The following is a 22,417-nucleotide window of genomic DNA, read 5'->3' on the forward strand; positions in this document are numbered from 1 at the left end:
GTATGCAAAAAAACATTTAATTTAATGCCATAAGCATACAACTTACTTAAAATTTACACATTTTCATGGTAAGCACTGACGAATAGCGTCAATAACACAATTGTGTTCAATATCTGAGCGGAGATCAGCTTTACCTATTTTTGTTGGAAGAACCAGCCGTAATTTACCTGCTATAACTTTCTTATCTCGCATCATATGTGGGAGATAGGCTTCTGGCGGCATGTTTTGTGGCCCGTGTACAGGCAGATTTGCCCGTTCCAACAATCGGATAATGCGTTGAGTATCCTGTTCGGAGAAGTTATCAGCAAGTTGAGCTGTTCTTGCTGCCATGACCATTCCTGCGGCAACTGCTTCTCCATGTAACCAGACACCATATCCCATTTCTGTTTCGATGGCGTGACCAAAGGTGTGACCAAGGTTCAACAGGGCACGCAAGCCACTCAATTCTTTCTCATCTGCTGCGACAACTTCAGCTTTCAATTCGCAGCAATGACGGATGCAGTAAGCCATTGCTTGGGTATCGAGAGCCAGGAGTTTACCCATATTATCTTCAAGCCAGCTAAAAAATGCGCTGTCGAGAATGATACCGTACTTAATGACCTCAGCCAGACCGGAAGAGAGTTCGCGGGCTGGAAGCGTTTGCAGGCAGTTGAGATCGATCATTACAGAGGCGGGTTGATAGAATGCGCCTATCATATTCTTGCCGAGGGGATGGTTTACTGCGGTTTTTCCTCCGACAGAGGAATCAACTTGAGCAAGAAGGGTGGTAGGCATTTGAATAAAACGGACGCCACGTTGATAACAGGCAGCGGCAAAACCAGTTAAATCACCGATTACGCCGCCACCGAGAGCGATAAGTGTTGTGTCCCGGCTGTGGTTATTTTCCAGCAAAGCAGAAAATACGTCATTTAATACGGAAAGAGATTTGTACTGTTCACCATCAGGTAGAATCACTTCATCTACCCAAATCCCAGTTTGCTGCAAGGCGGCTTTTACTTTTGCCAAATACAGCGGAGCTAGGGTTTGATTTGTTACCAGCATAACCTGCTGGCCTGCTTTTAGTGGTGCAAAAGCAGAAGGATCATCAAATAACCCTTTTGCAATGGTAATTGGGTAACTACGTTCCCCTAAAGTGACAGTGATCTTTTCCATAAGCAACCTTCGCCTTAATTATTTATCGCTGTACAGACTTGCTTGAATCAGTTCTTTTCCAGTAACTCAATGATTTGGTTAGCGACAACTTTAGCGCTCTGTTCATCGGTACGGATAGTGACGTCAGCAATTTCCTCATATAGAGGGTTACGTTCGCTTGCTAAATTTTCTAAAACTTCGCGTGCTGGTGCATCGACTTGAAGTAAGGGGCGTTTTTTATCGCGCTGGGTGCGTGCTAACTGTTTTTCAATGGTGGTTTCCAAGTAGACCACGACACCACGGGCAGACAGACGATTACGGGTTTCTCTGGATTTCACAGAACCTCCGCCAGTCGCCAGTACAATGCCTTGTTTTTCAGTGAGTTCGTTAATCACTTTTTCTTCGCGCTCGCGGAAGCCTTCTTCGCCTTCCACGTCGAATACCCAGCCCACGTCAGCTCCGGTACGTCGCTCAATTTCTTGATCGGAGTCATAAAACTCCATATTGAGTTGCTGAGCTAACTGACGACCAATAGTGCTTTTGCCGGCACCCATAGGCCCAACCAGAAAGATATTACGTTTCTCTGCCATGTTTTTGGTATTACTAAGACTATTCGTTAATGATAACCCGCCCCGCTAATCAAATCAGCAGCGGGACCTAAACTGAAACCTCATGAGCGGTAATGTGAGATCAGATAACAAAATTATCTCAGTACATCAGCCAGTTTTGCAACTATATAAATCAATGATGAGCTTTTTGTAACGAAAGCTCTGGTTTCATTGGCTGATTATTGTGATGTTAAACCCGACCACTCAATTAGCTAACTCTTGTATGCTAAATCGGACTCAGCGTCAAATCTATAAACAAGATTAGTTGGAAAAATCTGCGTATCATCATACGGAATAGTTAAGTTTTCTATATCCAACTTACTGATATAATGGTTATATTTTTATTTTTGATCAAATGTCCATCAGTTGAGGAGTAATAAATATGACTAACTCGCGTCGGCTGTGTTTATGGCCTTTTTGGTTAAATAGTGAACCGAGCAATGGGATGTCTGATAGATAAGGTACCTTTTGGGTTTGCTCGCCTTTTTTCTGTTGAAAAATTCCACCGAGAATAAGTGTTTCACCATTCTTTACAGTAACTTGAGTTATTATTTCCTGTTTGTCGATGGTTAAATTCTCACCTCCTCCTTGACTGATTGAGATCCCTGGCATGTTTTGGCTGATTTTCAGAGAGAGTCTGATTTTATTTTTTCTCAGTATATGGGGGGTAACTTCCATTCCTAGTACGGCTTCTTTAAATTGCACGGTACTTTTCTCTTTTTCTTGGCTGACGTAGGGAATATCAGAGCCTTGCTTGATGCTGGCTAGCTGTTGATGTGAGGCGGTTAATCTTGGACTAGCGATAATATCTAGTTGGTTTTCTTGCTCTAAGGCACTGAGTTCCATTTCCAGTAAACTGGTGTGAATGCGGGCAATATTGAACGCAAATCGATGCATGTTGTCGCTGGCTGATTGGTTAATATTGAGGCGGTTTATACCTGTTGTTGCATTAATCGGTTCTCCGATCGGCATGCCCCAGTAAATGCCGAGTTCATGTAGTGCTTCCCTGCTGCTGGTCACGATATGTGCCGTAATTTGCACTTGCTGTTGTGGTGTATCTATCTCTTTCAGCCAACTTTTTATCTGTGCGATGGCGATGGGGGTATCCTGTAAAATCAGACTATTAGTTTCAGGATCAAAATCAACTTTACCCTCTTTTGTTATCAGTGCGGGTCTATTTTGCTTGAGATTTAGCGCAATTTTTTCTGCGTCTGCATAGTGTAATACGGTTGAGAGGGACTGAATTTCGGTCTCATTGACTGATTGATCAAATAACTCAACCGATTGCTCTTCTGTCTCTATCATCGGGGGTGCAAAAGGATTTCTTATTTCTGCAACAACAATAGCAGGCAGAAAAAGGATAAGCAGAATAAATTTTTTAGTCATAAAACTCCTCATGTGAGGTTTCTGACAGGGTGATTTTGACGTTTAGGGATTCACCTGATGGCGAAATGGAAAGCTGTTTAATCAGCAGCGGTGGATGTAACGTTTGTAACGCTTCAAGAAAACTCAGCATCTGTTCGTAGTTCAAATAAATTGTGATTTGCCAGAGCGTTTTTTCCCCTTCTTTTTTACGTTGCCACTCAAGAACTTGTGCGCCAGAATTTATCAATGGCTGTTGCAGCTGTTTTATTGCGGTAATTTTTACCTCATTTTGTCGCGGCTTACTGATTTCATTTTCTATTTGATTGATATGTTGTTGTATATCTTCCAATAGCGGTAGCTGATTTAGTCGTTCATTGGTTGCTTTGGTATTGATTTGTTGAACTGCTATTTTTTCTGTCAGACTACTTCTCTGTTCAGCTCTTTCTTGCCAGAAGAAAAGATAAAACAGAATCAGAAATGATATAATGATAGTTTGCTGCCAGATAAAGAGTAGCCAGGTTGGTTTGGCAAACCACCATAGGTAGTCACTTTTTATCATTGACTATCTCCGTCTGCCAGTTAGCGTCAATAATAAATTGTCTGATTTGTTGTTCGGTGGTGGTCATCTTTTTTAGTTGAATTTCAGACAATTGCCTGTTGTTTTCAAGATTATCCAGTAGAGACGTCATACTGGAATAATCCAGACTATTAGCAACCAGTTTTAATTGACCTTCCTGATCATCGAAAGCAGTTAACCAACTTCCTTCCGGTAATAATTCAGGTAATTCATTAAATAATTGCCAATGTTGTTGGTTCTGTTTCAGCCACGTTTGTTGCTGTTTTAATTTATAGGTCAGTTTGTTGTGAAGATTGATCGCTTCCTCTGTCTGAGTTATCTGTTGTTGCAAATGTAATTGTTGCTGGCTGAGTTGTTGTAATTGCCTTTGATGCTGATTAATCGTTTCCTGTTGTTTTAGTAACATCCAGACGAGCACTGTCAGCCACAACATCAGTTGCAATAGAAGAAAAATCGCCCACCAACGATAACGATGTTTTAGCCGGGTTTGGCGCCAAGGTAGAAAATTAACCTGATACATCATTACTTATCATCCGGTCTGAGTGCTAAACCACCGGCTATCACATATTCCATCAGTTGAATTGGCAGTGGTGGTTGATAGTGACGAAATGCTGTCAACATATCCCAAGAGTCAGTTCCTTCAGGTAGGTCTTCTTGTTGGTAGCTACTGTAGTAAACCGGTTGTTCAGCCATAGATGAGGCAGATAATTGACGGATAATCTGTTGTGGAGAAGCAGCCGTATTTGCTGATACCAAATCATAAGCGAAGGGGGCATTGGCAGGAGATACCCATAACCAGCCGGATTGTTGCCTGTGTAGCAACCAACTATCAGCGGGAACGCCGGCGTATTGCGCTATATAGCGTAGGGCGCAGGGAGCAATATCAATGGCGTCTGGAAATATTCCTGCTTGTGCAAGACATTGTAGCCAGAGGTTGAGATCTTTCTGGCGGGCGGCGCTGATGTAGGCGTTTTGTTCAATGATACGGTAATCCAGCGCCAGTTCTCGGGTGTTAAAGGGAAATTGTTTCTCGGCGCTGGCGTTGATAAACCAGCTTTGTTCCGGCTCTTTAAGGTTGATATCTGGAGGTAAAATCAGACTCTTCTGCAATGTTTGTTGTACAGGCAGGGCGAGTCTGAAACTGATTTTTTTAGGTAATTCTTGGCGCCATTGATTTAAAATGTCACATAATATTTCTGGCCGTTGTAAACGGCCTTCTGGCATAACCGCATCAGATAAAAGATATTGCCAGCAGTGGCGAAGCTGCCAGCCATCTCGGCGTTTTATAGCTGCGACGGCGCGGAGGGCGCCATTTTGGATGTCCAATCCGACATACCATTTTGGTGAATACATCTATCGATCTCCATATCAGTAATTTTAATAAAAGACCATATTCAAGGTGCTGTGTAACCTTTATACTACGCGCCGATTGTTTATAAACCACCCGACTAACGTGGCATGGGAAATTTCAGGTGAAGTTCGTAAAGTATTTTCTAGTCTTTGTCGTGAGTTGCATTTTTCTGGGAACGGCCTCGATTTTTGGTATGTACAAATATATCGAGCCTCAGTTACCTGATGTGGCGACATTAAAGGATGTTCGATTACAGACACCAATGCAGGTGTTCAGTGCGGATGGCGAGCTTATTGCCCAATATGGTGAAAAACGCCGTATGCCTCTTGAGCTGTCCGAAATTCCACCCATTATGGTGAAGGCGTTCATTGCAACGGAGGATAGTCGTTTTTATGAGCATCACGGGGTTGACCCTGTGGGGATCATCCGGGCAGCATCTGTCGCAATGAGTTCAGGCCATGCATCACAAGGGGCAAGCACCATTACTCAGCAACTGGCGAGAAATTTCTTTCTCACTCCTGAGAAGACGTTGATGCGTAAAATCAAGGAAGTTTTTCTGGCCATCAGGATTGAGCAATTGCTGAATAAGGATGAGATCCTCGAACTCTATCTCAATAAAATTTACCTTGGTTACCGGGCTTATGGTGTCGGGGCGGCGGCTCAAGTCTATTTTGGTAAGAGTGTCAAAGAGTTGACATTGAGTGAAATAGCCATGATTGCCGGTTTGCCAAAGGCGCCTTCTACATTTAACCCGCTTTATTCGTACAGTCGGGCGATTAACCGCCGGAATGTGGTTCTGAGCCGTATGCTCAATGAGGGCTATATTACTCAGCAGCAATATAATCAAGCCAGAAGTGAAAAGTTGGTCGCTAATTACCATGCGCCCCAGATTGCTTTCTCCGCGCCCTATTTGTCCGAGATGGTGCGTCAGGAGATGATTGAGCGTTATGGTGAGAATGCTTACACCGACGGTTATAAAGTTTACACCACGATTACGCGTAAACTTCAGTTGGCTGCTGTGGATGCGGTTCGTAATAACCTCATTGATTATGATGTGCGTCATGGCTACCGTGGAGCGCAGGAAATCTTGTGGAAAGTGGGCGAACCTGCTTGGGATCGGGAACAGATTGTCAAGAAGCTTAAGACCTTGGCAAATTATGGGTCGTTAATGCCGGCTGTGGTGACCAGAGCGGGTAGTGATCAGGCGATAGTGATGTTGCCTGATGGCAGTAGTGCGGAATTGCCAATGGCGGGTGTCCGTTGGGCCAGAAAGTTCAGATCTGATAGTGCACAGGGGGCGGTTCCTCGTAGTGTGAATGAAGTAGTTCAGGTTGGTGAACAGGTTTGGGTTCGGAAAGTAAAGGATATTTGGTGGTTGGCACAAGTGCCGGAAGTTAATGCGGCTTTGGTCTCTATTGATCCAAATGATGGTGCTGTGAAGGCGCTAGTCGGTGGGTTTGATTTCAACTTGAGTAAATTTAACCGTGTCACTCAGTCGTTACGTCAGATTGGTTCCAATATCAAACCATTTCTCTATACCGCAGCGATGGATAAAGGGCTGACATTGGCTTCATTGCTGAATGACTTACCCATTAGTCGTTGGGATGCTGGAGCCGGTACTGACTGGCGTCCGAAAAACTCACCACCGACTTATGTTGGGCCAATCCGTTTGCGTCAGGGATTAGGGCAATCGAAGAATGTCGTGATGGTTCGGGCAATGCGAGCAATGGGAGTCGATTATGCTGCTGATTACCTCCAACGGTTTGGTTTCCCGGCACAAAATATAGTACGTACAGAATCTCTGGCTTTGGGATCGCCATCATTTACACCAATGCAAATGGTACGTGGCTATTCGGTCATGTCCAATGGCGGCTATCTAGTTGATCCTTACTTTATTACTAAGATTGAAAACGAAGATGGCGATATTCTATTTGAGGCTAAGCCTAAAATTGCATGTCCGCAGTGTGATATTCCAGTAATTTATGGGGATACGGTACGTTCAATCGAACTTTCTGAAAACTCAATTGAGAATGTTGCTCAATCTCATGTCAGACAACAAGAGATATTGCCGTTACCTGAATTGGAAAGAGCGCCGGTAATTGATAGCCATGAAGATGCGCCAAAATATGCTCCTCATGTTATCAGTACTCAGTTGGCATTTTTGATCCATGATGCTTTGAATAGCAATATTTTTGGCGAGCCGGGTTGGTCAGGTACGGGGTGGCGCGCCTCACGCGATCTGAAACGTCGTGATATCGGCGGCAAAACTGGAACAACTAACAGTTCAAAAGATGCTTGGTTCTCAGGTTATGGGCCAGATATTGTCACCACGGTTTGGATTGGTTTTGATGACCACCGCAGAAGCCTTGGTCGTACCGCGGCCGGTGGCGGTGAAGCGGGCGCTAAGAGTGCGCAGCCAATTTGGGATGACTTTATGAAAATCGCACTGGAGGGGGTTCCTGAAAAAGAAGTCACACCTCCTCCGGGGGTTGTTTCTGTCGTGATAGATCGTAAGACAGGTAAACTTGCTGGCGGAGGCGGGGATACCCGTAGTGAATACTTCATTGACGGAACTCAACCTACAGAGAGTGCGGTGCAAGAAGTTGGCACAACTTTAATTGAGAATGGTGAAAGCCAAGAATTATTCTGAGGATAAGACACAGGCACAACGGGAGCGCTGTTGTGCCTGTGAACTTCAACGGTGTTTTAAATATTTTTGTGCCAGAAATAGGGCGCAGACATTACGCGCTTCGTTGAAATCAGCGTGATCCAGTAATGACATCATATCTGCTATTGGCCAGCGTATTTGTGGTAGTGGTTCAGGTTCATCCCCTTCCAGTCTTTCTGGATAGAGATTTTCAGCAATAACAATATTCATTTTGTGAGAAAAATAGGCTGGAGCCATAGTAAGTTTGGCTAATTGTTCTATTTTTCTGGCACCAAAGCTGACTTCTTCTTTTAATTCACGGTTAGCGGCTTCGAAGATATTTTCCCCAGGGTCGATCGCGCCTTTAGGAAAGCCCAATTCGTACTGCTCAATGCCGACTGCATACTCACGAATAAGCAACAATTCATCCCCAATGACCGGGATTATCAGAACAGCTTCCCGATTGACCGGACGCATTCGTTCATAAACGCGTTTTACACCGTTACTGAATTCGAGATCAACTGACTGAATATGAAATAAACGTGAATGAGCAATGTCCTCTATGTTTAGGATTTTAGGGTTTTTCAGGTCATTCATAATTGCCCCTGATGGTTTAGTATTGGTTGAGTTGAGTGTCTGTGCATTATTACATCATGAATTATTTCATTAACCTTAGATTTTATGATGAAATTAGGTACACTCCATAAATTGACTAAATATGGCCGATTATTTTGATAAATGATAGTGATTATCGCTGGTTATTGTTGTTACTGTTATCTTTATCCTCTTTGGAAATAGATCTATGTTGTATATAGTTTAGTGCGTGATTATATAACTCATTGTAAAATAAATTAAAAAAACAGATAGAAATAACCTAATTCAAAACTTAACGTGTAGTTGATAATTTGCAAACAACAATAGCAAGATTGTCATGGGTATGGGGATAAAATGAGCGTAACAGTCGTTATATTGGCTATCTTGATAATTAGCTTGATTGTCATGGCTTCCTTTCTGATTTTCAAATGGAAGCTACATGATAATGCCTGTTATCTGCCTTCTGTTGCTACACCAACCTATCGTAAACTTAATGCTGATGAGTATCAGGCTATTGAATGTTATTTGAGTCGAGTGTTGCCGCCAGTTGTAACAGACCGTATTAATAAAACAAGTTGGCCAATTCTGATGGGTAAAAATGATATGGTTTATACTATCTGTCATTCCATTACCCGGTTTTCTGTTGCCTCGGATGAACTACATAGCTGGCGTTATTATATTGATATGGCAGAAGTTCATTTACCGTTTTTCCTTGAGCCTTTTATTAAACAACAGAATATTATTGATGTTGTTCACACTGCGACAATACCACTGGTTATTTCGATTAATGGTCACTTTCTGAAAGATTTTCAACAGGATTTTCCTTCTGCTCCGGTAATTTCAGAGGTATCTCATCAACAGGCATCGATCCAGAAAAATGGTGAAACCAGCGTAAAGTTACAAAATATCCGTAAAGAGACATTGGAAGAGTACCAGTTAAATCACTCATCGGGGATTTGGGAGGGGGGATTTTTGTGTTTCGGATTTTTCATTTGGTTTCTTGCATTACTTTCACCAACACTGCTTTTGCCGTGGCTGATGTTGATTGCAGGCAGCTTAGTCGTTGTCAGTTTTTGGCCGCTATTTTGTCCACTCTCAATATGCAGGCGCCAGGATATTCACTGTTTTACCGGTATACCAAAACGATGGGGATTATTTGGCGAATTTGAACAAGGGCAAATGAGTAATATTTCACTTGGTGGAATTGATTTGATTTATCCTCCTCATTGGGAGCCTTATGTTGCTCACTATCTTGATCAAAAAACCAATATTGATATTTACACTAACGGCCAGGTAGTCAGGCAAGGGCATTATCTCTCTTTGCATGAGGAAGAAAAAAATTACCCTTACCGTCGTTATGGGAAAAATCTCATGATGATCGTTAGCAGTTTGCTGATTATGTTACTACTCTATTTTTATCAGCCGGTTAGTGTACCGATGAAACTCAGTTTTGCCTGGTTGCGTGGCAGCAGCACAAAAGTTGTCACTGACGCTAGTATGATGGAAAGGATGGAATTGCGAGTTGGGGATATCCTGAAAGCAAAAGGGGTTGGTATGTGTTATATGCCGCCAAACAATATGAATGGTAAAGGAGACACCTATTTTTCTCCATTCGATTGTTCGGGGATATATTGGAATAGAGTTAATCCACTGCCAATACCAGAATCAGAAATTATAGAAAATGCCGCTAAACTGATTGCAACTGTTAATAAGCAATTACGTTTACAGGAAAATGACGATGTAATAAATCCAGATCTTGCTCAGGAGATTTTCAAATCTGGTATGATCTTATTGGATAATTTCCCTGATATTATATTGAAAACTAAAGAATTATGTGAAAAAGAAACCGACTGTTTACGATTGAAAAATGCTTTGGTTAACTTGGGTAATGCTAATGATTGGCTAACTTTGTTAAAGAATGCGGAAAGTGGCAAATTGGATGGCGCTCATGTTTTATTGCGTCCGGCTGGCGCTGAAGCTTTGGGGAAATTGGTTGATGCGACTACATCATCATTTATCTACCGGGAAATAGATAAAGTCGCAATGTTGCTTAATAGCCCTTCTCCTGGTGGTGTTCTGCTTATCAGTGATGAAGGCAAACAACTGGTTGAATATATAACGCCGGCCATCATCTCTTATGACCATAGTGCGTTGGAACAATGGCGAGAATTACAGCGGTTATCGGATATGGTATTGCAAACACCCTTTGAGACAACGGGAATTATCACGGAATTGTCTGTAGACAGTCATGGAACTCGCCGGATTGTGTTGCATAATGAACTGGATTCCATGACGCTTGCTCGTTGTATTGGTACTACTGTTTTATTCTTGACTCTTTTTACGACCTTAATCATTAACTTTGTGCTGGTTGTTAAGAAAAATCGGCAGAATAAACAACGTCTAAACAAAATCAGTCAATATTACGATAACTGTTTTAATACACTTTTTCCGCCTACGCGTTGGCGATAATCGACAATGGTATGTTAGGCTTTGCTTTATTTGCCAAAGCTGATGGTAAGAGGAAAAATGAAGGGTAATTCAGACTCCGATCAAGCTGTCCGTCTGGATAAATGGCTGTGGGCGGCCCGTTTTTATAAAACACGGGCTATTGCACGAGAAATGATAGACGGTGGTAAAGTTCACTATAATGGTCAAAGAAGTAAACCGAGTAAATTGGTTGAATCAGGGGCTGAAATTAAACTGCGTCAAGGTAATGATGAACGTATAGTTGAAGTTCTCGCCCTAAGCAATCATCGACGTAGTGCGCCGGAGGCGCAGCAACTTTACCAGGAGACGGAAGCGAGTATTGCTAACCGGGAAAAAATGGCAATTGCTCGAAAAATGAATGCATTAACTATGCCTCATCCTGATCGCCGACCGGATAAAAAAGAAAGACGCACGCTGATTAAGTTTAAGAACACCAAATTAAGTGGGCAGGAATAACCTGCTTGAATGAGAGATAGTTATGTTTAAACAAGACCGATTGCACCGCTTTTTATTTGAGAATTATTCTGTACGTGGTGAGCTGGTTTTAGCCAGTGAAACTTACCAGCATATTTTGGAAAATCATGATTACCCGCAGCCGGTACAGCAATTATTGGGAGAACTGTTGGTAGCAACCAGTCTATTAACTGCAACCCTGAAATTTGATGGCGATATTACGGTTCAAATTCAGGGGGATGGTCCGGTCAAATTGGCAGTGATTAATGGTAATCATCAGCAACAAATGCGAGGTGTCGCTCGTATTGATGGATTAGTGACTGAAAATAGCAGTTTGAAACAGATGGTTGGTACAGGCTATATGGTTATTACCATTACGCCAACTCATGGTGAGCGTTATCAGGGTGTGGTTGCGCTGGAAGGTGAAACACTGGCGGATTGCCTTGATGATTATTTCAGACAGTCTGAACAGCTACCGACTCGCCTATTTATCCGTACTGGTATTCAGAGTGGAAGAGTTGCTGCTGGTGGTATGTTATTACAGATGCTGCCAGCGGCGGAACAGGGGAGTGCAGAAACTTTTGATCATCTGGTGCAACTTACTGCAACCATTAAAGGTGAAGAGTTATATTCATTGGAAGTTAAGGAAATCTTGCACCGCCTTTATCATGAGGAAGATGTCATATTATATGAACCGCAAGCGGTCGAATTCCGTTGTACTTGTTCTCGCCAACGTTGTGCTGACACATTAGTCACACTTTCCGATGAGGATGTTAATCATCTTTTGCAGAAAGATGGCAACATTGATATGGCGTGTGAGTATTGCGGCACGCACTATATTTTTGATGCTGATGATCTTGCTGCAATCAGGACGGAAAAAAAGAACCAACTCCATTGATATTCGATCTAAACAAACTTTTTCACCTTTTAAGGCGCGGCTCCGCGCCTTTCTATCAATTATCCATAATACTCAGAACTATTTTCGTGCCTTTGGCCCAAGATCAAACTTAAAAAAATAGTGGGTTTTCAATTTTTTGATAACTATCGCTGTTAATTAATCATAACTATTTATTATTGCTCACAGAAAAAGCGTGACTACCCACCAGGAGCAATGACATGAGTGTTAAAGGCATTACCCCGCAGGAACTCGCGGGCTACGGAATTCATGATGTTAACGAAATTATTTATAATCCAAGCTATGAGTTGTTATTTTCAGAAGAAACTAAACCTTCACTCAAAGGCTGCGAGAGTGGCACTCTGACCAACCTGGGGGCTGTGGCTGTCGATACGGGGATCTTCACGGGTCGTTCACCCAAAGATAAGTATATTGTTCGTGATGATGTCACCTGTGACACCGTATGGTGGGCCGACCAGGGAAAAGGTAAAAATGATAACAAGCCATTACAGCAGGAAACATGGACACATCTGAAAGGCTTGGTAACTAAACAGCTTTCAGGCAAACGTTTGTTTGTGGTTGATGCTTTCTGTGGTGCTAATGCAGATACACGATTGAAAGTCCGCTTTATTACAGAAGTTGCGTGGCAGGCCCACTTTGTTAAAAACATGTTTATCCGTCCGTCAGATGAAGAGTTAGCTGAGTTCAAACCAGATTTTATTGTAATGAACGGTGCAAAATGCACCAACCCGCAATGGCAAGAGCAGGGTTTGAACTCTGAAAACTTTGTTGCGTTCAACCTGACAGAGCGTATGCAGCTTATTGGCGGTACCTGGTACGGCGGCGAAATGAAGAAAGGGATGTTCTCTATAATGAACTACCTGTTGCCACTGAAAGGTATTGCTTCAATGCACTGTTCTGCCAACGTGGGTGAGAAAGGGGACGTTGCGGTCTTCTTTGGCTTGTCCGGTACAGGTAAAACCACACTTTCTACTGATCCAAAACGTAAGCTGATTGGTGATGATGAGCACGGTTGGGATGATGACGGTGTGTTCAACTTTGAAGGGGGTTGTTACGCGAAAACCATCAATCTGTCCAAAGAGGCGGAACCTGATATCTACAATGCGATTAAACGTGATGCGTTGCTGGAAAATGTTACTGTACTGACAGATGGCACGGTTGATTTCAATGATGGTTCAAAAACGGAAAACACCCGTGTTTCTTATCCTATCCACCATATTGAAAACATTGTTAAGCCGGTTTCCAAAGCGAGCCATGCAACTAAGGTCATTTTCCTGACTGCGGACGCATTTGGTGTGTTGCCTCCAGTATCTCGCTTGACACCTGAACAGACTCAATATCACTTCCTATCTGGTTTTACGGCAAAATTGGCAGGTACCGAACGTGGTGTGACTGAACCGACACCCACATTCTCTGCATGTTTTGGTGCCGCATTCCTGACTTTGCATCCAACCCAATATGCGGAAGTATTGGTAAAACGTATGCAGGCGGCAGGCGCTAAGGCTTATCTGGTGAATACGGGCTGGAATGGTACGGGTAAACGGATCTCGATTAAGGATACCCGTGGGATCATTGATGCCATCCTAAATGGTGATATTGAGGAAGTTGATACCATTACATTACCTATTTTTGATCTGGCGGTTCCGACAGCATTACCGGGTGTTGATACCGATATTCTTGATCCACGTAAGACTTATGCAGATAAATCTCAGTGGGAAGAGAAGGCGAAAGATTTGGCTCATCGTTTTGTCGACAACTTTGATAAATATACCGATACCCCGGCGGGGGAAGCTTTAATGAAAGCGGGTCCTAAACTGTAATTGTGAATTTTTTAGCCTCATCCGTTAGGGTGAGGCTTATTTGATATTTATGCCGGAGGAAGGTCAAACAACAATATTTCACAATCGTTGCTGCTGTTAAGTTGAAGATTGATTTCATCCCGGATAGCCAGACCATCGCTGGTGGTGGCTTTGATACCATTAACCGTCACTTCGCCATGAATGACTTGTATCCAAATATAACGACCTCTTTCTGCAACATATTCGGCGGTTTCGTGATCCTTAAGTACCCAACGCCATAAAGTCATATCCTGAAATACTTTCAGTGAACCATCCCGGGCATCAGGCGAGAGCACCAATTGGCGACCTTGTACATCATCAAAACGACGTTGTTCATAACGTGGTGTTAAGCCTGTTTTATCTGGGCTAATCCAGATTTGATATAGATGCAATTGGCGCTCTCTGTCCGGGTTGTATTCTGAATGACGAATACCGGTACCTGCGCTCATAATTTGGAATTCACCGGCAGGTACCCGTTCTTTATTTCCTATACTATCCTGATGTTCAACGGTGCCGGAAAGAACATAGGTCAGTATTTCCATATCCTTATGCGGATGGGTACCAAAACCTTGACCTGCTTGGATGGAATCTTCATTAATCACTCTCAGAGCTGAGAAACTCATAAAATTGGCGTCGTAGTAGTTGGCAAATGAGAAGGTATGCCAGCTAGTTAACCAGCCATGATCGGCATGGCCGCGATCTGATGCTTTACGTAAATGGATCATATTCAAATCTCCTCAATAGTTTTTACAGTCTAATTGAGAAGAGCTAGCATTAAAGCTTAAAAAGCTGACTTAAATTTTCAAATATTTTGAATGATTGGCGATTGGATTAATTAATAAAAAAAAGCCAGCACCCGGCTGGCTAAAGTAAACACTGGAAGCAATGTGAGCAATGTCGTGCTTTCATCTGTACCCTGAAGACGGTTCATCTGAAAGCGATACGAATGATAATAATTATCACTATCGATTGTAAAGCGTTTTTTCTGGTCAAATATAGAATAATGGTAGGATGTTATCTCAATCATTTGATAAATATCACTATTTTTATAGATTCTGGTGTCATGTTCAAGGGAAAGAAAACACTTTCACCGAACCGATTCATTAGGAGATCACCTTAAATTGTTCAGTAAATTTGACGTGATATTAAAAGCCTTGACAGGGTTACTGTAAACCCTTAACTGAGGTCTATTTGTCGAAATAATTTGATTAGGAACTGAAACGTGTTTAAACAGAATAAGCTCGTGCTGGAATTTCATTTACCATAGCTAACTATTTATTTTAAGAAATGTTGTGATGAAATAATTACGCTATAATGAATTTTAATATGCTGCTCAACGCCAAATTTTCTCTAAAATTTACCCATTCTGAATTTATTTACTCTAATAAGCTGTTTCCTTTATATATTCTGACTGTGTTTTAACGTCATGAAAGATATCTTTTCAGGTAATTATATGTGGCATTTTTTGGCGTGGATTATGTTAACAAGTTTGACTGTTTGGGGAATGATTAATCATTCACTAAATCAGAATTATCAACAACAAACAGTTTCATTTAATATTCTTTATCGCGAGCTGAGTGAAAAGCTGGCACAACATGACGCTATTGTATCGCTAACGGATACTAATATCGAATTAGATCAACTACAGGAAAACTTTCCGCAAATCGTCGGATTACAAGAGATGCCAATGAATGTATTAATCTTCCCTATAATCAGTGAAGAGGGAAAAGGAAGATATTGGCTTAATAGTAAACATGATAGCATCCGGTTATTGATAGATCTCAATATTCTGATGAAAGATCTATCATTATTATCACAATTTCGGATGGTACAACTGGATTGGAATAATCGCCCATTGATTACCTATGGGCTGGAGAAAGATCACTATTTTTGGAACTGGGAGAAGAAGTTAACCAATCGCTTTCAGCCTTTTGTGCTTAAAGTGGGTAACGACCAACAATGGTCTAAACTTCCGTGGGGCTATATTGCTTGTCTGAGTTTTTTATGGGCAGTGATTATCTGTTTTATCTTTTTAATTCAGAAGAATAAAAGATTGAGGAAAATTTCTGATTTACGAGCACGTTTCTTTGAATTTACCCGCTTAAATACAATGGATGAAGTGGCAACGGGTGTTGTTCATGAATTAAATCAGCCTTTGACAGCGATTATGAGTTATAACCAAACTGCATTGCGGTTAATGAAAAAGCAGCAATATGATAAAGTGACGCCGATACTGGATTCATCAATTTTGCAAACTCAACGCATCGCAAATTTATTAACGCAATACCGCCAAAAACTGACGGCCGGTAGTATTATTTTTCAATCTATAAATATTCAATCGATATTAGGTCGAGTTGAGATATTGCTCGAAAATGAAATAAAGGTTGGTAAGATCAAGATAATAAAGCATATTTGTGATGAGCTGCCGATGATATCTGCCGAGCCGTTATGGATTGAGCAAATATTCCATAATTTAATCAGCAATGCCATTCAGGCACAGCAAGAGCAAGGCCAGTCAGAATATCAAAATTGGATCTGCATCGATATCGCTTATATTAATGAAATGATAAGAATCACCATAACAGATGGTGGTCCTGGATTAAGTGATGAAGCTTTAAAGAACGTGTTTATTCCATTCTTCACAACACGCCAACAAGGTATGGGATTGGGAATGACGTTAACGGAAACATTAATTCATAAACTTGGTGGTGATATCAATGCTGAAAATTGTGAAACGGGAGGAGCGCGTTTTATTATTTTGCTACCAACTAATAAAGGTAAGGAGAAATAATGGCGGCAGTGATTTATCTCATTGATGATGACGAAGCGATCCGTGACTCATTATCTATGTTATTAGAAACAATGAATTGGCAGGTAATTTCATTTCCAGGTGCGCAAGAATTTCTTGATGAAATTGGCAGCAAGAATATTACAGCGCTTCAGGGATGTATTTTATTGGATATTCGTATGCCGGGAAAACCTGGATTGGCATTGCAGGCGGATCTATTGAAACTCAATAGTACATTACCGGTCATTATCATGACCGGACACGGAAATATTGATATTTGTCGTCGTGCTTTTAAGAATGGCGCTTTTGAGTTTTTAACCAAACCTATTGATGCAGATTTATTAATTGAAACAGTTTCAAGTGCATTATTATTTCATCAGAAAGTATTTAAGCAACGTCAGATATATGAACAATTAAAAACGAAATTCAGCCAGTTGTCTGAACGTGAAAGGGAAGTGATGAAAATTATTTTAGAAGGTAAAACCAGTAAACAAATTGCTCAACAGTTATCGTTATCACCACGTACTATTGAGGTTCATCGTGCCAATATATTTCATAAGTTGGATATACATTCTTTACCGCAGTTAGTCAAAGAGTATGAATTATTTAAGTCATTATCTCATGACTAAGTATTTCTACTGAGTCGAATAAGTAATTGGCCGAATAGCTATAGCTGATAAACCTCATTAAGTTAGAACAGGATAATTCATCAACTTAAACTTAATGAGGTTTACCTATGAAACATTCTCTTTTCTATACTGTACTGGCAGCAGGTTTATTCGCTCAAACGGCTTTTGCTTCATCACTAATTACTGAACGTAATATTACCCTTGAGGTAGCAAATAAATTAGCTTCTGAGGCAATTCAGTCCTGTAAATCGAATAATTATAACGTAGCGGTTTCTGTTATTGATAAAAGTGGGGTTTTGAAAGCGGTTCAGCGTATGGATAAAGCCGGATTGCATACCGTTGAGGCGAGCAAAATGAAAGCTTATACCGCGTTATCTACCCAGAGAACGTCAGAGGACGTAATGAAAACGGCGCAATCAAATCTTGGTGCTCAATATTTAGGGGATATTCCAGGCTTCCTATTACTTGGTGGTGGTGTTCCGGTTAAATCTGGTGATGAAGTAATTGGTGCAATTGGTATTGGTGGCGCACCGAGTGGTTCTTTAGACCAACAATGTGCTCTTGATGCAATTCAAAAAATTTCATCAGATTTATCTTAACCATAACGATTTATGAAATTTGCAGGGGTAACGATAATGAATTAAATCTCTATTTCTACTCATGATGACAATATTCGTTGTATTGATTTTAGGAATGTGGAATTTAGGTTTAGTATCTTTCATAATCGTACTCTTGCACAGAGGCAATAACTGGAATGAAGTTATTGCCTCTCATTGATTTTGTTTATGGTTGATATATCACCTTTATCCTCAGGTTTATTTAAATATATTCTTAGTTAAAGTGTATATAATTGGCTCTGTTGTTTGTTTTATAATAACGTTACGAATTAAAGTGAATAGGCTATTTGGGAAATTTTATCTAATTAGATGAGCTTGGCTTTAATTGGGATGCAAATATAAATGGACGTAGAAGGACAGATTTGCATGAAATATCATTTTTTAATGAAGACAGAGATGATAGAAAAGGTAATTATAATGTAAGTAAACAGGTGCATATTAAAGATATTAGAAATTCTACATATCAGGATATGAAAGAATTTATTAATTCTCCCGATTATAATCTTATTTTAGGCTATTGTTTTGGTCGAAATGATCAAGCTTTACGTTTTTACACAGGTGCAGGTCCTGTAACAAGTTACACTTATATCTAATGCAAGAAAAAACGCAGGATTAGGAGGAAAGGAATTACTTAATAATCCTGCATCACAAAAAATGCTTTTTTGCAGAAATAATAAAGTTTGTGAAAATATATAAAAATGACAATGACTGTATTTGACATCATTTTAATCTGTATCTAATGGAATAATATAAATAAGCTCACACTAGGTTTATGTAATAAAAGATCATTACATTATTATTGTGCGCAATATCACGAAAAGGTATCTCCTCCTAACTCCTCCTCCCTCTTAGTATCAAAACTAGGAGGATGCTGACTCATCTGAGACATTATTTAATATTTCATTCCTATTTTATTAACAATAATATCGGCGACGATTTATTTCTATTAAAAAGGTCTGATTATGGTAGTTCCCTTCTGGAAAAGGGCTTACCTGGCCCTATTAAGCAGTACATTTGTTTTACTACTGGCAAGCTGTGATAACAATAGTTCTTTACCCGAATCCCCGGAGGAACCGATGGCGCATATCCCTAATAAAGTACCCAGTGAAGCTGCTGTTGCCGGCAATTTTCAGGCAGTGATCCACTTGGTGGACATTGCTAAATTAAGTCAAAGTCCAACAACAAACCGTGATTACAGTACTAACACCCTCTACTTGTGGAACGATAAAAATTGTGATGCCTTGGCTTCCCCTTCATTAAGCTGGGACGATATCAGTGCAACTCCCGCTGGAAGTGATAGTTATGGGCCTTACTGGGTGGTGCCGTTAAATAAGAACGAGGGCTGTATCAATTTTATCGTGCGTGATGGTAGCAACAATAAATTGATCGACAGTGACCTAAAAATCTCCTTCTCTGATTTCAAGAACCGTACCGTCTCTGTGATACCGGGCAGTCATCAAATCTATAGCAGTCGTGCGGCAGCCTTTAATTCTGTGTTTGGCGTTTCTCAGGCTTCGGCACACTGGGTCGACAACCGGACTTTGTTGTGGTCGGGCGGAGCGGATAAACCCCATGTCCGCTTATATTACAACCGGAATGGCAAAGTAGAAGCTAATGATGAAGGAAATTTCATCGATAGCTATCTGACATTAACACCGACCACCTTGAGCCAGAAAACGGCTGATAGATTTCCGCACTTGAGGAAATTAACCGCATTTCGTTTGCCTGCGGATACGGATGTCGATACGTTACTTACCGGTGATCTGGTGGCGTTGGCGACCAATGAGGCGGGGTTGCTATTATCGGCTACTCAAGTACAAACGGCTGGTGTGTTGGATGATCGCTTCGCTAACACTGCTGACACACTAGAATATGGTGCGCTAATCAACGATGTAGGTGTTACTTTCCGCTTGTGGGCGCCTACTGCTCAACATGTTGGGTTGGTTATCTACGATGCAGATAAACAAGTCATCGCCAATCATGCCATGAACCGTGATCCTGCTAGTGGCTCCTGGTCATGGCAAGGTGATCAAGAGCTGGTTGGTGCTTACTACCGCTATGCTTTAACGGTATACCATCCATATTCCCGTAATGTAGAGCACTACGAGGTTACCGATCCTTATTCCCACAGTTTGTCCACCAATTCGGAATACAGCCAAGTCATCAATTTGGATGACGAAGCGCTAAAACCACAAGACTGGGATAGCGTTTTTATGCCGCATTCGCAAAATACACTAGCGGATATTGCGCGTATGACCATCTATGAAGCTCATGTCCGTGATCTCTCCGTTGCAGATAGCACAGTGCCAGAAACCTGGCGTGGTAAGTATCTGGCTCTCACTGCTGACAACAGCGATATGTTCAAACACCTTAAGGCATTGAGTCAGGCAGGGGTGACTCATATGGAGTTATTGCCGGTATTCGATGTGGCTTCCATTAATGAATTTAGCAACCAAGTAGCCGATCTCAACCATCCATTCAGTCGTTTGTACCAAGTCAACCCAAAGGTGAGGAGCAGCCGTTTCGCTGATTATTGCAATATTTCACAGACCGTGGGTGAAGTATTGCAGGAGTTGCAGCGTGGTGACAGTGCCAATAACCCGCAGGTACAAGAGTTAAATGCAATGATTGCAGAAACCGACTCCTACAACTGGGGCTATGATCCGTTTCATTACTCGGTACCGGAAGGCTCTTATGCCACTGATGCGGAAGGTTCGGTACGTATAAAAGAGTTTCGCGCCATGATTCAGGCCATCAAGCAACAATTGGGGATGAATGTAGTCATGGATGTAGCGTACAACCACACCAATGCGGCGGGTCCAACAGACAGATCTTCCGTGTTGGATAAGATAGTCCCTTGGTATTATCATCGCCTGAATGAAATCAGTGGTAATGTTGAATCCAACACTTGTTGTCACGATACAGCGCCAGAACACCGTATGTTTGCTAAGCTCATTGAAGACTCATTGGTGACTTGGGTTAAGGACTATAAAATCGACGCATTTCGATTTGACTTAATGGGCTACCATCCGAAGGCTCAGATTTTATCGGCGCTGGCAAAAGTACGCGCGATTAACCCATCGGTCTATTTTTTTGGTGAAGGTTGGAACTCAGGGCAGGAAGACCGTTTCGAAATCGCTTCACAGATTAATCTTAAGGGTACTGGGGTGGGTACTTTCTCTGATCGGCTACGAGATGCGGTACAGGGTGGCGGGCCGTTTGATTCCGCTGATAGCATTCGCATTAATCAGGGGGTAGGCAACGGCGCTGGAACGTTACTTAACGAAATGGCGTGGTTCGATGCTAATGAGGCGCGTCATCTGGCGGATTTGGTACGTCTCGGTATGGCGGGTAATTTGGCTGATTTTGTGATGATCGATAAAGATGGGGCAGTGAAAACGGGTAGAGACATTAACTACAAAGGCGCTATAGCCGGTTATGCCGCTGATCCAATTGAGGTGATTAATTATGTCTCTAAGCACGATAACCAAACGTTGTGGGACATAATCAGCTACAAAGCGGCGCGTGAGGCAGATTTGGCGACACGAGTTCGTATGCAGGCAATATCTCTCGCCACGACATTCCTTGGGCAGGGGCTGGCTTTTGCTCAACATGGATCGGAGCTACTGCGTTCAAAATCTTTTACCCGCGATTCCTATAATTCCGGCGATTGGTTTAACCGTGTTAGCTACACCTACCAGGATAATAACTATGATGTTGGTATGCCGGATCAGCGTGTTGATGGCGAAAATTATGCATTGATTGAAAAAGTGAAAAATATGGTAGATAAACCGGGCCGGACTGAATTATTACAGATGACGGCTTTTTATCAGGAATTGTTGCGTTTGCGCCAATTTTCACCACTGATGACGCTTGGTGATGGCGCATCGGTTAAACAACGTGTTGATTTCCGTAACGTTGGGCCGTATCAGCAGCTTGGGTTGCTGGTGATGACCATAGATGACGGTAATACTACTGGTGATGACCGTGATTCGCGATTTGACGGCTTGGTGGTGATGATTAATGCGGCTCCACATCCTGCCACAGTAAGAGATCTTAACGTCAGAGAGTTGAAGTTGAATGATATTCAGAGCGAGCTAGGTAGAGCTTCGTTGGCGGCGGGTATCAGAATAGCAAAAGATGGTTCGGTCACGCTGCCGGCTTGGTCAGTAGCGGTGCTGGTTCTACCGCAGGATAGTGTTCGCGGTATTGGTTTGCCTGTCCGCAGGAAGTAACGCGCAGGAATTTTCCATTGTTTACATCGGGGCGGTTTGTCCAGACCGCCCATTTTTACCTTGAAAAGGTACTCTTACCGCTTTTCTTGCTGATGATAATTGAGGCATTGTTTATCTCCTTATTATCTGCCTGCGCTGGCAGTTTTTGTTTTCCATCATCCTCTTGCTGTTTTCTTCACAA

17 protein-coding genes and 1 pseudogene are annotated in these 22,417 nt (G+C 41.9%); 10 read left to right on the forward strand and 8 right to left on the reverse strand.

The features are described from left to right. Positions 1-63 precede the first annotated feature (63 nt). The 6 genes from aroB to pilM form a co-directional block, all read right to left on the reverse strand. Entirely contained in the window at positions 64-1,152 is a 1,089-nt protein-coding gene (gene aroB / locus C6H66_RS15205; RefSeq protein WP_105396014.1) for a 3-dehydroquinate synthase, read from the reverse strand. Between the two features lie 47 nt (positions 1,153-1,199). Further along, positions 1,200-1,721 (reverse strand): shikimate kinase AroK, encoded by a 522-nt coding sequence (gene aroK, locus C6H66_RS15210; protein WP_036779445.1) that lies wholly within the window; start codon positions 1,719-1,721, stop codon positions 1,200-1,202. 369 nt (positions 1,722-2,090) lie between these two features. Next, positions 2,091-3,125, reverse strand: coding sequence for a type IV pilus secretin PilQ (gene pilQ / locus C6H66_RS15215; protein WP_046396761.1), 1,035 nt, complete (start codon positions 3,123-3,125; stop codon positions 2,091-2,093). Beyond that, complete coding sequence (locus C6H66_RS15220) at positions 3,118-3,663, reverse strand: hypothetical protein (protein WP_105396015.1); 546 nt, start codon at positions 3,661-3,663, stop codon at positions 3,118-3,120. Before C6H66_RS15220 ends, pilQ begins: the two co-directional genes overlap by 8 nt. After that, on the reverse strand, positions 3,650-4,204 hold the full coding sequence (locus C6H66_RS15225; protein ID WP_046396759.1) for a PilN domain-containing protein: 555 nt from the start codon (positions 4,202-4,204) through the stop codon (positions 3,650-3,652). The genes C6H66_RS15220 and C6H66_RS15225 overlap by 14 nt, the downstream gene beginning before the upstream one ends. After that, entirely contained in the window at positions 4,204-5,034 is an 831-nt protein-coding gene (gene pilM, locus C6H66_RS15230) for a pilus assembly protein PilM (protein ID WP_105396016.1), read from the reverse strand. Before pilM ends, C6H66_RS15225 begins: the two co-directional genes overlap by 1 nt. A 119-nt stretch (positions 5,035-5,153) precedes the next feature. Between pilM and mrcA the strand changes: the two genes are divergently transcribed. Continuing rightward, on the forward strand, positions 5,154-7,682 hold the full coding sequence (mrcA, locus tag C6H66_RS15235; protein ID WP_105396017.1) for a peptidoglycan glycosyltransferase/peptidoglycan DD-transpeptidase MrcA: 2,529 nt from the start codon (positions 5,154-5,156) through the stop codon (positions 7,680-7,682). A 45-nt stretch (positions 7,683-7,727) separates the two neighbouring features. Here mrcA and nudE read toward each other — a convergent pair whose 3' ends face one another. Further along, positions 7,728-8,276 carry an ADP compounds hydrolase NudE gene (nudE, locus tag C6H66_RS15240; RefSeq protein ID WP_046396756.1) on the reverse strand — a complete coding sequence of 183 codons (549 nt, stop codon included), beginning with the start codon at positions 8,274-8,276 and terminating at the stop codon, positions 7,728-7,730. 351 nt (positions 8,277-8,627) lie between these two features. On the opposite strand from nudE, the gene C6H66_RS15245 reads away from it, so the two are divergent. The 4 genes from C6H66_RS15245 (at position 8,628) to pckA (ending at position 13,949) form a co-directional block, all read left to right on the forward strand. Further along, positions 8,628-10,742, forward strand: coding sequence for an intracellular growth attenuator family protein (locus C6H66_RS15245; protein WP_105396018.1), 2,115 nt, complete (start codon positions 8,628-8,630; stop codon positions 10,740-10,742). Between the two features lie 57 nt (positions 10,743-10,799). Next, entirely contained in the window at positions 10,800-11,216 is a 417-nt protein-coding gene (gene hslR / locus C6H66_RS15250; protein WP_046395560.1) for a ribosome-associated heat shock protein Hsp15, read from the forward strand. 22 nt (positions 11,217-11,238) lie between these two features. Continuing rightward, positions 11,239-12,111: an Hsp33 family molecular chaperone HslO gene (gene hslO, locus C6H66_RS15255; RefSeq protein ID WP_105396019.1), complete on the forward strand. Its 873-nt coding sequence runs from the start codon at positions 11,239-11,241 to the stop codon at positions 12,109-12,111. A gap of 218 nt (positions 12,112-12,329) precedes the next feature. Next, positions 12,330-13,949, forward strand: coding sequence for a phosphoenolpyruvate carboxykinase (ATP) (gene pckA / locus C6H66_RS15260; protein WP_105396020.1), 1,620 nt, complete (start codon positions 12,330-12,332; stop codon positions 13,947-13,949). A 47-nt stretch (positions 13,950-13,996) separates the two neighbouring features. On the opposite strand, the gene C6H66_RS15265 is transcribed toward pckA, so the two are convergent. Next, positions 13,997-14,692, reverse strand: a complete 696-nt coding sequence (locus C6H66_RS15265; RefSeq protein WP_105396021.1) for a pirin family protein — start codon at positions 14,690-14,692, stop codon at positions 13,997-13,999. Positions 14,693-15,444: 752 nt separating this feature from the next. On the opposite strand from C6H66_RS15265, the gene C6H66_RS15270 reads away from it, so the two are divergent. The 5 genes and pseudogenes from C6H66_RS15270 to pulA all read left to right on the forward strand — a co-directional run bounded on the left by C6H66_RS15270 (position 15,445) and on the right by pulA (position 22,236). Further along, a complete protein-coding gene (locus C6H66_RS15270; protein WP_248000684.1) occupies positions 15,445-16,758 on the forward strand; it encodes a sensor histidine kinase in 1,314 nt (437 codons plus the stop codon). Then, positions 16,758-17,384, forward strand: coding sequence for a response regulator transcription factor (locus C6H66_RS15275; RefSeq protein WP_036812584.1), 627 nt, complete (start codon positions 16,758-16,760; stop codon positions 17,382-17,384). Before C6H66_RS15270 ends, C6H66_RS15275 begins: the two co-directional genes overlap by 1 nt. A gap of 107 nt (positions 17,385-17,491) precedes the next feature. After that, a complete protein-coding gene (locus C6H66_RS15280; RefSeq protein WP_046395565.1) occupies positions 17,492-17,983 on the forward strand; it encodes a GlcG/HbpS family heme-binding protein in 492 nt (163 codons plus the stop codon). A gap of 344 nt (positions 17,984-18,327) precedes the next feature. Continuing rightward, positions 18,328-18,594 (forward strand): annotated as a pseudogene (locus tag C6H66_RS15285) (hypothetical protein); the annotation flags it as partial. A 369-nt stretch (positions 18,595-18,963) separates the two neighbouring features. Next, on the forward strand, positions 18,964-22,236 hold the full coding sequence (pulA, locus tag C6H66_RS15290) for a pullulanase-type alpha-1,6-glucosidase (RefSeq protein ID WP_105396023.1): 3,273 nt from the start codon (positions 18,964-18,966) through the stop codon (positions 22,234-22,236). Positions 22,237-22,417 lie beyond the last annotated feature (181 nt).

This window comes from Photorhabdus hindustanensis (assembly GCF_002968995.1).
Lineage (GTDB): Bacteria > Pseudomonadota > Gammaproteobacteria > Enterobacterales > Enterobacteriaceae > Photorhabdus > Photorhabdus akhurstii.

What these genes read in the sequence shown, in the direction of transcription:
- pckA (WP_105396020.1), top strand. Translation starts at nt 12,330, where the DNA reads ATGAGTGTTAAAGGCATTACCCCGCAGGAACTCGCGGGCTACGGAATT.
- C6H66_RS15265 (WP_105396021.1), bottom strand. Translation starts at nt 14,692, where the DNA reads ATGATCCATTTACGTAAAGCATCAGATCGCGGCCATGCCGATCATGGC.
- hslR (WP_046395560.1), top strand. Translation starts at nt 10,800, where the DNA reads ATGAAGGGTAATTCAGACTCCGATCAAGCTGTCCGTCTGGATAAATGG.
- nudE (WP_046396756.1), bottom strand. Translation starts at nt 8,276, where the DNA reads ATGAATGACCTGAAAAACCCTAAAATCCTAAACATAGAGGACATTGCT.
- C6H66_RS15280 (WP_046395565.1), top strand. Translation starts at nt 17,492, where the DNA reads ATGAAACATTCTCTTTTCTATACTGTACTGGCAGCAGGTTTATTCGCT.
- pilQ (WP_046396761.1), bottom strand. Translation starts at nt 3,125, where the DNA reads ATGACTAAAAAATTTATTCTGCTTATCCTTTTTCTGCCTGCTATTGTT.
- C6H66_RS15245 (WP_105396018.1), top strand. Translation starts at nt 8,628, where the DNA reads ATGAGCGTAACAGTCGTTATATTGGCTATCTTGATAATTAGCTTGATT.
- aroK (WP_036779445.1), bottom strand. Translation starts at nt 1,721, where the DNA reads ATGGCAGAGAAACGTAATATCTTTCTGGTTGGGCCTATGGGTGCCGGC.
- C6H66_RS15225 (WP_046396759.1), bottom strand. Translation starts at nt 4,204, where the DNA reads ATGATGTATCAGGTTAATTTTCTACCTTGGCGCCAAACCCGGCTAAAA.
- hslO (WP_105396019.1), top strand. Translation starts at nt 11,239, where the DNA reads ATGTTTAAACAAGACCGATTGCACCGCTTTTTATTTGAGAATTATTCT.
- C6H66_RS15270 (WP_248000684.1), top strand. Translation starts at nt 15,445, where the DNA reads ATGTTAACAAGTTTGACTGTTTGGGGAATGATTAATCATTCACTAAAT.
- aroB (WP_105396014.1), bottom strand. Translation starts at nt 1,152, where the DNA reads ATGGAAAAGATCACTGTCACTTTAGGGGAACGTAGTTACCCAATTACC.
- pilM (WP_105396016.1), bottom strand. Translation starts at nt 5,034, where the DNA reads ATGTATTCACCAAAATGGTATGTCGGATTGGACATCCAAAATGGCGCC.
- C6H66_RS15220 (WP_105396015.1), bottom strand. Translation starts at nt 3,663, where the DNA reads ATGATAAAAAGTGACTACCTATGGTGGTTTGCCAAACCAACCTGGCTA.
- pulA (WP_105396023.1), top strand. Translation starts at nt 18,964, where the DNA reads ATGGTAGTTCCCTTCTGGAAAAGGGCTTACCTGGCCCTATTAAGCAGT.
- C6H66_RS15275 (WP_036812584.1), top strand. Translation starts at nt 16,758, where the DNA reads ATGGCGGCAGTGATTTATCTCATTGATGATGACGAAGCGATCCGTGAC.